This window comes from Stenotrophomonas sp. PvP093 (assembly GCF_017876915.1).
GTDB classification, from domain to species: domain Bacteria; phylum Pseudomonadota; class Gammaproteobacteria; order Xanthomonadales; family Xanthomonadaceae; genus Stenotrophomonas; species Stenotrophomonas muris.
The window spans coordinates 2,553,795-2,566,522 of record NZ_JAGIOX010000004.1 but is presented as its reverse complement, the minus strand read 5'-3'; the positions used below and the strand labels follow the sequence as shown (position 1 = coordinate 2,566,522).

At 66.2% G+C, this 12,728-nt stretch carries 10 protein-coding genes; all 10 read right to left on the bottom strand.

What is annotated here, in order from left to right:
* Positions 1 to 48 precede the first annotated feature (48 nt).
* The 10 genes from J3A72_RS14375 to J3A72_RS14330 all read right to left on the bottom strand — a co-directional run bounded on the left by J3A72_RS14375 (position 49) and on the right by J3A72_RS14330 (position 12,675).
* A complete protein-coding gene (locus tag J3A72_RS14375; protein ID WP_075076505.1) occupies positions 49 to 1,524 on the bottom strand; it encodes an XVIPCD domain-containing protein in 1,476 nt (491 codons plus the stop codon).
* Complete coding sequence (locus J3A72_RS14370) at positions 1,521 to 2,159, bottom strand: hypothetical protein (protein WP_075076504.1); 639 nt, start codon at positions 2,157 to 2,159, stop codon at positions 1,521 to 1,523. Before J3A72_RS14370 ends, J3A72_RS14375 begins: the two co-directional genes overlap by 4 nt.
* 414 nt (positions 2,160 to 2,573) lie before the next feature.
* The gene (locus J3A72_RS14365) at positions 2,574 to 3,647 is read right to left on the bottom strand and encodes a chemotaxis response regulator protein-glutamate methylesterase (RefSeq protein WP_014647016.1); all 1,074 of its coding nucleotides are present in this window, start codon (positions 3,645 to 3,647) and stop codon (positions 2,574 to 2,576) included.
* Positions 3,644 to 4,240 (bottom strand): chemoreceptor glutamine deamidase CheD, encoded by a 597-nt coding sequence (gene cheD, locus J3A72_RS14360; protein ID WP_014037083.1) that lies wholly within the window; start codon positions 4,238 to 4,240, stop codon positions 3,644 to 3,646. Before cheD ends, J3A72_RS14365 begins: the two co-directional genes overlap by 4 nt.
* Positions 4,237 to 5,106 carry a CheR family methyltransferase gene (locus J3A72_RS14355; RefSeq protein WP_049416359.1) on the bottom strand — a complete coding sequence of 290 codons (870 nt, stop codon included), beginning with the start codon at positions 5,104 to 5,106 and terminating at the stop codon, positions 4,237 to 4,239. The genes cheD and J3A72_RS14355 overlap by 4 nt, the downstream gene beginning before the upstream one ends.
* A gap of 37 nt (positions 5,107 to 5,143) precedes the next feature.
* Positions 5,144 to 7,414, bottom strand: coding sequence for a methyl-accepting chemotaxis protein (locus J3A72_RS14350; RefSeq protein ID WP_075076503.1), 2,271 nt, complete (start codon positions 7,412 to 7,414; stop codon positions 5,144 to 5,146).
* Between the two features lie 816 nt (positions 7,415 to 8,230).
* Positions 8,231 to 10,606 carry a methyl-accepting chemotaxis protein gene (locus tag J3A72_RS14345; protein ID WP_075076502.1) on the bottom strand — a complete coding sequence of 792 codons (2,376 nt, stop codon included), beginning with the start codon at positions 10,604 to 10,606 and terminating at the stop codon, positions 8,231 to 8,233.
* A gap of 101 nt (positions 10,607 to 10,707) precedes the next feature.
* Entirely contained in the window at positions 10,708 to 11,013 is a 306-nt protein-coding gene (locus J3A72_RS14340; protein WP_223224824.1) for a hypothetical protein, read from the bottom strand.
* A 213-nt stretch (positions 11,014 to 11,226) separates the two neighbouring features.
* A complete protein-coding gene (locus J3A72_RS14335) occupies positions 11,227 to 11,718 on the bottom strand; it encodes a chemotaxis protein CheW (protein ID WP_075076501.1) in 492 nt (163 codons plus the stop codon).
* A gap of 183 nt (positions 11,719 to 11,901) precedes the next feature.
* Positions 11,902 to 12,675 carry a flagellar brake protein gene (locus tag J3A72_RS14330; RefSeq protein ID WP_075076500.1) on the bottom strand — a complete coding sequence of 258 codons (774 nt, stop codon included), beginning with the start codon at positions 12,673 to 12,675 and terminating at the stop codon, positions 11,902 to 11,904.
* Between the last annotated feature and the right edge of the window lie 53 nt (positions 12,676 to 12,728).

Here is a 12,728-nt window from a genome sequence, read left to right as displayed (position 1 = left end):
AAGAACCTCCGGTGAAAGCCGGGTTTTTATTGTGCCCGGCCAGGTGGCCTAGCCCATGCGCATCGCGGTTCGGGTCTGCTCCTGGGCGTGGTCTTGCTGACCGACCTGCTGTGCCTGCGCAATCTGTTCGGCCTTGGCGATCGACTGCTCCACCGGCGTATTGATTGCCTCGCTGATCGGAACCGACGCCCGCAGGTGTGCCGGATTGCCCGGTGCTCCCTGCACAACGAACAGGCGAGGGCCCGAGCCATCGCTGGGTGGAATGCCCAGGACCACATGATCAACGCGTTCGAGGCCGCTGCTCTTGGCCGTCGCAAGCAGGCTGGCCGTCATGCGCTCACTGGTTTCATCGAAGCTGCGCCCGTGCCTGGCATCCACGGCGGATACACCATCGCGGCTCTGCTGGTAGAGCACATGGTCTGGATGGCCTTCCTTCCTGGGATCCAAGCCTGCCTTGTCCAAGGTTGACTCAATGCTCTCCTGCAATGGACTCCTGGGAGAGAAGCCGGGATTGCCGAGAGAGGGCGAGCCCTTGTCGGTTGCATCCTGGGTCAGTTGCTCCCCCGGCCTGAGCGCATTCTGGGCCCGCTGCTCCGCTTCAGCCTCGCGGCGGGCATATGCACCGGCTTCCTCAATGCCGCGCAGGTAGTTGACCCCGTCGCGCAGCAGGCCAGGTCCGCCGCCGACCAGCACGGTCGCGCCTGCGCGCAACTGATGAACATCACTGCGGTAGTCGGCAATCCTGCGCAGGTCTTCGGGATCTGTGATCCGGGCCTGGGGATTGTCCAGTACAGACGGCACCGGGCCCTTGTCGGTCACGCGATCAAGGAAATGAACCAATCGATGGGAGTCGCCCAACTGGACCGCCACCGCGGCGGACATGACATGGCCGCTTTTCATCCCAGGTGTTCCAAGCGAGGCGATGCGCTGGCCGTGCTCGGCGTTGCGCAGGACCTCCAGTTCCCTGGGCAGCGCATACATCTCGACCTTGCCGTAATGAGGACCGCCCGCGCTGACCAGGTCGCCTGCCATCACATGGTTGGTGAAGGGCGCCGCGTTGGCCGGCTGGCCCTCAGGTAGGCGATACGCCAGCCCGGCAGCACCGTAAGGATTGAATGCGTCGCCGGGGAGGTTGTAGTGGTGTGCAGTGATCTGGGCGAGCGCGCCGCCCAGCGAGTGGCCGGTGACGTACACCGGACCATACCCATTCTCTTTAGCCAGATCGATCGCCTGCTTGGTCAGTGCGAGGGCATCACCGAGTTGTGCGTTGACTCTTGCGGTGACCATCGCAGCGTCGATGCCGCCGTCAATCAGAGGCTGGCGATCAAACTCGGTACCGCGATGGGTGACGATTACTTCTTTGGATTCGAGATTATGGTAAATGACGCCTTGGTAGCCGGTGGCGGAGTTTAGGCTGGCCAATACACGATATTCCGTCCCGGCAATGGTAACAATGGCCTTGGGCGCAGGGAGCGGATCCTTGTAGACATGATCTGAGAGGGCTGCATTTGCTCCAGGATTCATTGGGCTGTTCCTTCAGTCCGTGTGGAGATTTCGATTGGGAAGTAATCCTTTCGCTTATCTTGAGGCATCTTCTCGTACCAAGTCGAAGGCTCGGTAGGCGTCCACTCTGGCGATCCCCCTGAAGTCATGGGGCGTAAGGCGCGATGTACGTAGGTAGTAGCGAGTTTCTCGGTTTCAAGCTTTGTGAATGAAGTCCATGCGGTTGCTTGGATAGGGCGATCATCGATGATGAAGGCGAATGAAGCTTCCACGAGCACGGGCGTCCAAGTGCACGGGCCGCGACCGTAATAGTCGGCAACTTCCATGCCATCGTTGAATACAACACTGCTGAATTCAGTGGCACTGAGGCGCTGTGCCTGAAGCTCAACCTTGTGCTGGTTCGGCTCGTACTGCACCCCCTCCCAATTGTTGACCGGAGGGAGACAGAGTGGGTCTATCTCATACGTGACAAAGACCGAAGGAACGGGGACATCCACGGGTGCATCGTGGACCCGAATCACAATAGGCAGCGCATCCCTGGGTGCAGGATTCTCGCGATAGACCGGGTATGAGCGTTCCTTGTTGCAGCCCGGAACGGCCAGTGTGATCGAGGCGATCAACGCAACGTGAGCAAGGGTCGGGAGAACTTTCAGCATGAGCGGTCCATGTCGCTGCAGGATTTTCCTTGATCCCTGGAACATGCGGTCTCATCACGAACGACGGCGCCGCATCCGGGCAAGTGCGACAGGTTGCGCAGTGGGTATTGCCCGCTATCCGGACCTCCCTCCCTGCGTACCCGAGCAGCGCGGCCTTGCGGGGTAACGTTCATCGGCGTTCCATTGCTGTGCGATACCTGACTATACGACCCGCTCCAGCCGCGCTCCAAGTCGGTGTCCTGCGGGCCTCCCGTTTGGCGCGCATGGCTTGCGGCAGGATCAAACCTCGATCAGCGTCGTTGAAACATCAATGGTCGAAAGTGCTGGCGGCGGATCGGCAATGGAGCCTGACGTCTCTTGGAGGTGTCCAGCAGGGTGCAGAGCCGAGCGTGGGCTCGGCTCTACAGGGGCCTGTCAGCCGCGGGCGAGGGCGAGCAGCCGCTCGGCGATCCGCTCCAGTGGCACCTGTTCCTCGGCCGCGCCCAGCTTGAACGCGGCACCCGGCATGCCCCAGACCACGCTGGTGGCCTCGTCCTGCACCAACGTCGGCGCGCCGGCCTGGCGCATTTCCAGCAGGCCGCGTGCACCGTCATCGCCCATGCCGGTGAGGATGGCACCGATCGCATTGCCACCGGCGTTCTGCGCGACCGAACGGAACAGCACGTCCACCGCGGGCTTGTGGCGGTTCACTGCCGGGCCATCGTCGACGCGGCAGCGCCAGCGCGCACCGTCGCGGATGATCCGCAGGTGCTTGCCGCCGGGTGGCAGGTAGGCATGGCCAGGCAGCACTGCTTCGCCATCGCTGGCCTCGCGCACGGCCATCGCCGAGTGGCGGTCCAGGCGTTCGGCGAAGGCACTGCTGAAGCTGGCCGGCAGGTGCTGGGTCATCACCACGGCGGGCGCGTCGGCAGGCATGCCTTCCAGCACCACGCGCAGCGCTTCGGTGCCGCCCGCCGAGGAACCGATCGCGATCAGCCGGTCGGTGGTGCGGAACTGCGGCGCGGCCGGGCGTATCGCGGGCGCGGCGTCCAGCATGAGCTTCGGCGCGGCAGCGCGCACCAGCGGACGTACCCGCGAGCGCGCCGCCATCTTGACCTTGGCGATGATCTCGTCGGCGTAGCCCTGCAGGCCGCGGGCCACGTCCAACTTCGGCTTGGATACGAAATCCACGGCGCCCAGCGCCAGTGCCTGCAGGGTGGTGTCGGCGCCGCGCTCGGTGAGCGAGGAGATCATCACCACCGGCAACGGGTGCAGGCGCATCAGGTTTTCCAGGAACGCCAGCCCGTCCATGCGCGGCATTTCCACGTCCAGGGTGATCACGTCCGGGGCCAGTCGCTTGATCTTTTCACGGGCCAGCAGCGGGTCGGCGGCGGTGCCGACCACGTCGATGGCGGGATCGCTGGACAGGATCTCGGTGAGCATCTGGCGCACGACGGCAGAGTCGTCGACGATCAGCACCCGGCAGGGGGCGTTGCCGGTAAAGGTCATTCGAACAGCTCCACGCCACCGGTGACCGGCGCCTTGGACAGGCGCGCACGCACCGCCGATTCGGTGGCGGCCACTTCGGCCTCATGCGCATGCGGCAGGCGCTGCACCACCACGCGGCCGGTGTCGGCGAAGAACCAGATCTTGCGCGGATGGATGCCGCACAGGTCCTCGGCGATGATCGGGATGTGCTCGGCCTGCAGGTACTGGCGCACGAACTCGGCGTTGCGGGTGCCCACTGGATTGCTGGTGAAGCCCTTGAGCACGTTGGCGCCGCCGAACACCTTGGCTTCGATGCGCTTGCGGTGGGCGCCCCGCTTGAGCATGTCGTTGATCAGCAGTTCCATCGCATAGCTGCCGTAGCGTGCGGGTGCGCCGTCACCGGCGTTGCCCTCCGGCAGCAGGAAGTGGTTCATGCCGCCGATCTTCAGCACCGGGTCGCGCAGGCAGGCCGCCACGCAGGAGCCCAGCGTGGTGGTCAGCGCAGTGGTGTCATCGACCACCAGGTACTGGGTCGGCAGCAGCTTGGCGGCGATGGTCTGGAAGCGCGCATCCTGGTAGCGCATCACATCGTCGGTACGCAGCGAGGCATTCATGCGCCGGCCTTTGCCGCACGGCGGTACAGGGTGCGGCCGCAGGGCTGGATCAGGTCGGCGGCGTGCAGGTAGTTCTCCGAGTGGCCGGTGTAGAGCAGGCCGTCATCGGCCAGGTGCTGGACCAGGCGACCGAGGATGGCGCGCTGGGTCGGCTTGTCGAAGTAGATCATCACGTTGCGGCAGAACAGCGCGTCGAACGGGCCGCCGACGTCGTAGCGCGGGGCGAGCAGGTTCAATGGGCGGAACTCGATCAGTTCGCGTAGCGCCGGCAGCACGCGGCACTGGCCCTCGTTGGGGCCGCTGCCGCGCTGGAAGTAGCGGCGGCGCAGGTCCGGATCGAGGCTGGCGACGCGATCGATGTTGTAGACGCCGCGGCCGGCGGTGGCCAGCACCTGGGTATCGACGTCGGTGGCAATGATGCGTACCGGCGGCTTCAACGTGCCGAAGGCCTCGCAGGCGGTGATCGCCATCGAGTAGGGCTCTTCGCCGGTGGACGCCGCGCACGACCACAGCAGCAGTGGGGTGCGGCTGGAGCGCTGTTGGAGTTCCTCGCGCAGCTTGTCGAAGTGATGCGGTTCGCGGAAGAACGAGGTCAGGTTGGTGGTCAGCGCGTTGGTGAACGCCTGCCATTCGTCACCATCTTCCTGTTCCAGATGGTCCAGGTACTGCTGGAAGCTGCGCATGCCCAGCGTGCGCAGGCGGCGCGACAGGCGGCCATAGACCATGTCGCGCTTTGCCGGCGCGAGGGCGATGCCCACGCGCTGGTAGATCAGGTCGCAGACGCGGCGGAAATCGCGGTCGGCGAACTCGAATTCGCGCGGGCCGGTGACGATGGGGGTAGGACTTTGCACGGGGGACGTGTCCATCGGCAGAGGCGGCGGCCGCAGCCGCCGCGGGTGGGTCTCAGAATTCCTGCCAGTCGCTGTCGCTGGCGGCGAAGGTGCTGGCGTTGCTGCTGCGGCGGACCGGAGCGGGCGTGCTGGTCGGCTGCGGGCGTGCCACGGTGGTGATACGGGCCGGCTCCGCGCGCGCGGCCACGGCCTTCACTGCGGCGGACACCTGGTTGTCGAGGCGGAAGATCGCCACGGCGTCAGCCAGCTGGCCGGCCTGGTCCTCCATTGCGCGTGCCGCAGCAGTGGCTTCTTCCACCAACGCAGCATTCTGCTGGGTGGTTTCGTCCATCTGCACCACGGTCTGGTTGACCTGCTCGATGCCCGCCGACTGTTCCTGCGAGGCCGCAGAGATCTCGGCCATGATGTCAGTCACGCGCTGCACCGAGGCGACGATCTCGCCCATGGTCGCGCCGGCCTTGTGCACCAGCGCCGAGCCGTCGTTGACCTTGCCGACCGAGTCGTCGATCAGGCCCTTGATCTCCTTGGCGGCGGCGGCCGAGCGCTGGGCGAGGGTGCGCACTTCGCTGGCGACCACGGCAAAGCCGCGGCCCTGTTCGCCGGCACGGGCGGCTTCCACTGCGGCGTTCAGCGCCAGGATGTTGGTCTGGAAGGCAATGCCGTCGATGACCGAGATGATCTCGGCGATCTTCTTCGACGAGGCTTCGATGGCCGACATGGTGGTGACCACCTGGCCGACCACTTCACCCCCCTGCAAGGCGACACCGTGCGCGCCGATGGCGAGCTGGTTGGCCTGGCGTGCGTGCTCGGCGTTCTGGCGCACGGTGGAGGTCAGTTCCTCCATCGAGGCGGCGGTTTCTTCCAGGTTGGCAGCCTGCTGCTCGGTGCGGCGCGACAGGTCGCTGTTGCCGGAGGCGATCTCGCCGGCGGCCAGGGTGATGCTGGAGGCGGTGGCCTGGATCTGGCCGACGATCTGGGTCAGCTGTGCAACGGTGGTGTTGGCATCGTCGCGCATGCGTGCGAACACGCCCTGGTAATCGCCGTGCATGCGTGCGGTCAGGTCACCTTCGGCGATGGCCGACAGCAGCTGCGAGAGCTTGCCGAGGTTGTCATCGCTGACCGCCATCATCGCGTTGAGGTTCTCCAGCATCAGGCGGAAATCGTGATCGAAGCGCTGCGCATCGCCACGGAGGCTGAAGTCGCCGGCGGCGGCGGCGCTGGCCAGCTGCTTGATCTCGGCATTGATGCGGCCGAGGTTGGCCTTGACCGTATCAACGGTGGTTGTCATCGCGGCCTTTTCGCCCGGGTAGCGTGCAATGTCGCGGCTGAGATCGCCAACCGCGTACTGCTGCACCACGTCCAGCACGTCGTGCAGGGTCTGCACGTGGCCGCCGACCAGGGCGTTGGTTTCCTGCACCATCAGCCCGTACTCGCCGGGGAAGGCGCTGGCGTCGATGCGGTAGCTCAGTTCGCCACCGTCGTGACGGCGCGCCATTTCGCGCTGGCCGGTGATGACTGCATGCAGCTGCTGCTGCATGCCGGCCATGGCCACCAGCAGGCGGCCGGTTTCGTCGTGCGGCTGCGGGCCGATGTGGCTGTCCAGCTTGCCGCCGGCGATGCCTTCGGCCACGGCGGTGGCCTGCTTCAGCGGCACGGCGATGCGGTTGCCGATGACCCAGCTCAGGGCCAGCACGATCAGCACCAGTACGCCACCAGAGACCGCCATGATGGCGGTGAACACCAGCGCCTGTTTCTGCACGTCGTCCATGTAGACGCCGCTGCTGACCACCCAGTTCCAGGGCGCGAACAGGCCGGCATAGGCGACCTTCTCGACCTCGCCCTTGCTGCCCGGCTTGGCCCAGCGGTAGTTGACGAAGCCGCCGCCGGCGCGAGCCGCTTCGACCTGGTCGTAGTAGATCCGGACGCCGTCGTCGGTGCGGAAGTCCTTCATGTCCTTGCCGACCAGGTCCTTGCGGAACGGGTGCATCAGCAGGCGGTAGCCGGTGTCGTAGATGTTGAAGTAGTAGGTATCGTTCCCGGCGCGCATGACCTCCAGCGCCTGCAGCGCGGCGCTCTTGGCGGCCTCTTCGCTGAGCTCGCCGGTACCGGCCAGGCGGTGGTAGTGCTGCAGGATGCCGTAGCTCAGTTCGACCTGGGTCTTCAGCGCGCTCTTGCGGGTTTCGGTCAGGTCCAGGTACTGCATGCGGGCGGCGATCACCGAGAGCGCGATCACGCCGAGCGCGATGAGCAGCGTCAGCAGGTTGAGCTTGCGCCGGACGGAAAGATTGCGGAAGTAGTGTTGCCAGCGATGCAGGAGATTCATCGAGCAGGACCAGGTCGAAGCGGGCGGGCGGCGCCGTGCCGGTCAGCGGCGGGATACGCCGTGACAACCCCGTTATCGGCCGCGCGGGCGGGGGATTGAGGTGCGGTGTCCGAACGTATTCAGGTTTCCTTGCAGCGGCGGCTGCGGCGCTGCCTGCGGCAGGCTTTTGAAGCAACGGCAACGGCAACGGCAACGGCAGGTCATGGCGATGGGTAGCTACGGGTTGGCCGGGTCGGGATGGGCAGGCAGGACACGCCGTGAACCCATCCATGGGGGCTCGATGGCGCCATCCATGGCGCCAACGGTCCTGCCTGCCCACCCCGACCCGGCCCGCCAGGGCTTCACTTCGGCGGACCGCAAGAGCATTGGGTTTCCAGGTGGAAGGAGGGGTCAGATCCGTTCTCCTGCGGAAAACGGATCTGACCCCGGAAGTGACCTGGCTTTTGTCTTTTGCTCTTCTTTCTTCAATCCGGGGTGGACGCGCACGGGAAGTGTCCGTGGCCGGGAGGGTGGGTTGCGCAGGGGCGCGAGCCGCATGGGGTCGAGGCATGCCTCGGGCGGGTTGGGCAGGATGCCCAACCCCGGTCTTGCCGTGTGCGCAGGACAGTGCACACGTGCAAGCGGCGACCGAGCTTACAGAGACGTACTTGCAGCGTCCCCTGCGCAACCCATCCTCCCGGCCCAAACGAAGGAAGTCCGCCGCTCTCAGCGACCACCCCGAGGGGCTTCGCCGTTGGCTGGATAATCAGATACCCCCTAAACAAAAACGCCCCAGCACAGGGCCAGGGCGTTCTTGTAACTCAGGTCAGGCAGGCATCAGAACTCCTGCCAGTCCCCGTCGGCCAGTTCGGTGGCCATCGGGCGACCACCCGCCGTGCGGCGGGCCGGCGGGGCAGCCGGGGCCGGGGCAGCCGGTGCAGCGGCGCGCGGCGCCGGGGCGGTGACGCGCGGGGCGGCGACGACCTCGGCTTCGTCCACCACGAAGATCGACACGGCCTCGCTGAGGTGGCCGGCCTGTTCTTCCATCGCACGTGCGGCGGCGGTGGCTTCTTCCACCAGCGCGGCGTTCTGCTGGGTGGTTTCGTCCATCTGCACCACGGTCTGGTTGACCTGCTCGATGCCGGCGCTCTGTTCCTGCGAGGCGGCGGAGATCTCGGCCATGATGTCGGTCACGCGCTGCACCGAGGCGACGATCTCGCCCATGGTCGCGCCGGCCTTGTGCACCAGCGCCGAGCCGTCGTTGACCTTGCCGACCGAGTCGTCGATCAGGCCCTTGATCTCCTTGGCGGCCGCGGCCGAGCGCTGGGCGAGGGTGCGCACTTCGCTGGCGACCACGGCGAAGCCGCGGCCCTGTTCGCCGGCACGCGCGGCTTCCACTGCGGCGTTCAGCGCCAGGATGTTGGTCTGGAAGGCAATGCCGTCGATCACCGAGATGATCTCGGCAATCTTCTTCGACGAGGCTTCGATGGCCGACATGGTGGTGACCACCTGGCCGACCACGTCACCGCCCTGCGAGGCGACACCGTGCGCGCCGATGGCGAGCTGGTTGGCCTGGCGTGCGTGCTCGGCGTTCTGGCGCACGGTGGAGGTCAGTTCCTCCATGGAGGCAGCGGTTTCCTCCAGGTTGGCGGCCTGCTGTTCGGTGCGGCGCGACAGGTCGCTGTTGCCGGAGGCGATTTCACCGGCAGCGGAGCTGATCGCGCGGCTGGACTGCTTGATGCGGGTGACGATCTCGCTCAGCTGCGCGGCGGTGGCGTTGGCGTCGTCGCGCATGCGGGCGAACACGCCCTGGTAATCGCCGTGCATGCGCACGGTCAGGTCGCCCTGCGACAGCGCGGCCAGCAGGCCGGAGATCTGCTCGATGCTGCCGGCGTTGGCGTCCAGCAGGCCGTTGATCTGCTGGGCCAGCTGCAGGAAGAAGCCTTCCTTGTCGCTGGCATCGATGCGGCCGGACAGGTCGCCAGCGGCGGCCTGGGCGATCACGCGGGCCACTTCGGCTTCGACCTGCGCTTCCTGGGTACGGTCGCGCCATTCCACCACGTAGCCGACGGTGTCGCCGCCTTCATTGCGGATGGTCGAGACCACCTGGGCGAACTGGGCATCGCCGTACTGCATCGGGCGACGGGCGACGCCGTGTGCCTTCAGGTTGCCCAGCAGGGTCTGGTCCATCTCGCCGCGGTGTTCGAGCACGGTGACCGGCTTGCCGATCAGCGAAGCCTGCGCATCGAAGTCCGGCAGGTCGCGGCGCAGTTCGTCCTGGTACTGGCTCAGGGTCTGCTGCAGGGCGCGGTTGCTGTAGACGATGGTGTTGCTGGTGTCGGTCAGGTAGACGCCGGTCGAGCTGTAGTCCAGCGCGGTACGGATGCGCAGGTTCTCGCGGGCGATGGCCTGGTCGGTCTCGATGCGCTCGCGCAGGTCGCGCTGCATGCGCTGCATGGCCTGCATCAGTTCGCCCACTTCATCCTGGCGGCTGACGTCGATGTGGCCATCGAGCTTGCCGCCGGCCACGTCGTTGGCCACCGAGACGGCGCCACGCACGCTGCCGACCAGGGCGCGGGCAAACAGCCACACCAGTACCAGGCCGAGCGCGGCGCCGCCCAGCAGGGCGATCACGGTCAGCACGGCCGAGGCGGAGTAGGTGGATGCGGCCTCTTCGCGCGAGGCGCGGGCGAGGCGGTTGTCTTCGGCGATCAGCGCCTCCAGCGCGGAGGCGGCCTTGCGGTGCTTGGTGCGGGTTTCGCCGACGAAGGTATCGATGGCGTCGTCCGGGAGGTCCAGTTCCAGCATCTCGGTGACGCTGTCATAGGATGCCAGGGCGTCCTTCCATTCCTTGGCGAAGGCGTCGAACAGCTTCTTCTGCTGCGGGTTGTCGACCAGCTTCGGATACTCCTTGATCGACTTGTCCATGCTGGCGCGCAGGTCGACACCCTGCTTGCGCGCATCGGACTTGACGTCATCGCTGGCGCGGATCAGCTGCTGGTAGGCGGCATTGCGGTACTCGCCCAGCATGCCGCGCATCTCGCCGGCCATGCGGATGCTCTCCATGCGCGAACCGGCCAGCTCGGTGGTCACGTTGTTCAGCGAATGCAGGCCGCGATAGGCGACGATGCCCTGCAGCAGCATCACCAGCAGGAGGACGCCGAAGGTCAGCAGCAGTTTCGGCATCAGTTTCAGGTTGTTGATCCACGGCATGGGCGTTGCGAGCTCCTAAGGCAGACGCGCCCGGGCATCGGGCCCGGTTGCAGCAGAAACCACGCCAGGACCAGGCCCGGCGTGGTCCGACGAACGGCGGATTACTTGATGTTGGCCAGCTTCAGCCCGGCCGGCGAGCTGACTTCGATTTCCGCACGCGAGGCGTCGCGCTGGATCTTGCCGATCACGCACACGGTCTTGCCTTCCAGGGTTTCCAGCGGGAAGGAGAACTTGCCGCGGTTCTCGCCGGCGATACGCGCCGAGAAGGTGTGGCGCGGGAAGGCGCCGCCCATGTACAGGAAGGTCGGCTGGCCTTCGGAGCCTTCTGCGTAACGGGCCTTTTCGACCTTGCCACAGACCATGCCGTCCTTGCCGACCGAACGCGGCGCCATTTCCGGCGGGATCATGTCGGCCGACTGGGCGAAAGCGGAGGCGGCGGTGGTGGCCAGGACAGCGGCCGAGACGAACGCAAACAGGGACTTCATCGAGGGTATCTCCGGGGATGGTAACGATCGGGCCGGTCCTGCGCGCTCCTGCGCGACCGGCTTCTGTCCCCCTATCGGCACCGCCGAAGGGAACTGAAGGGTTTTGTGACTGGAACGTGAAGCAGTTCCGTTTGCTCAGGCAGCGACGTCTTCGGCGAGGTTGGCCTGGCCCATGTCGGCGCTGTCGAGCAGGGTCTCGATGTCCAGCAGGATCAGCATGCGATCGTCGTGGGTACCGATGCCGGAGATGAAACGGGTGTCGACGGCCGCGCCGAATTCCGGGGTCGGGCGGATCTGATCGGCCGACAGCGGGATCACGTCGGAGACGCTGTCGACGACGATGCCGACCACGCGGTCTTCCACGTTCAGCACGATCATCACGGTGAAGGCATCGTAGCGGGCGTTGTCCAGGCGCAGCTTCAGGCGCAGGTCGATGACCGGGACGATGGTGCCGCGCAGGTTGATCACGCCCTTGATGTAGTCCGGGGCGTCCGGCACGCGGGTGACGGCGTCGTAGCCGCGGATTTCCTGCACCTTGAGGATGTCCACGCCGTAGTGCTCATCACCAAGGGTGAAGCTGAGGAATTCGCCACCGGCGCTGGCGGCGGAGCTGGTCTTGTCGTTCATCGAGGGGTCCTGGTTCTGCCGGAAGTCCCGGTGTCAGGCTCGATATCGGCCCCGCCGGGGGGGACTTTAGGTGCCGGGCAGTGCCGTGGATGGGGTCAGATCCCTTTTCAGGGAAAAGGGATCTGACCCCGGCACGCGTTCCAGGGTTGCCGGCCGGCGGCCGGCACTACCGGTCGGACGGCCTCAGAGCTCGCCGTTGCGGCGGGCCTTGCGCTGGCGGTCGATGCGGAAGATGTAGCGCTGGATGGCGCTGTCGGCGCCGCGTGGCAGGCATTCAAAGCGCATTCCCACGCGCTTGACCTCGATGCCATTGGGCTGACGCTGCGGCAGCAGGTTGCAGACCACCAGTTCGATATCCAGGTCGGGGCCGTCCGGCAGCGACAGCCGCGCCGGATAGCGCTTCTGCAGACCAAACACCGCGCAGTCATTGGGCACCACCACGGCCAGGCCGCCACCGCTGATGTCCACTACGCGCATCGACAGGGCTTCGGCGCGCGCTTCGCCAAGCGGCAGCAGCAGGTGGGGCGAGTCGGTGACCGGCGTCTCCAGCCGGTACAGCTCGCGGCGCTGCAGGTGCACCAGTTCGTCAGGCAGCGGCGCACGGAAGGCCACATGGCCGTCGTTGTCCACGCGCTGCAGTTCGTGCAGCCGGAAACGTACCAGCACGCGTTCGAGCTGGGCGAAGCACAGCAGGTGATCGGCCTGCTCGGCGGCGCGGTTGGAGGCTTCCTGCGGGCTGCCATCGAGCAGCAGGAAGTCCTCGTCCTCGTCGAGGTCGAGCAGGGCGGTCGGGAAGGAACGGTCGCGGCCGTCGATATGGGCATTGATCAGCGATCGCTGGTCGATCAGCGAGCGCAGCAGCTGGCGCAGCTGGCGCGGGTTGCGGACCAGGAATCGTTCGTCCGCGGCATCGGCCGCGTGGACATCATGCACTGCAGTGTCGTTGCCGTCGGACATGGAATCTACGGTCAGGGGCGGGCGCCAGCACGCATTGGCGCGAGGCTCGATGG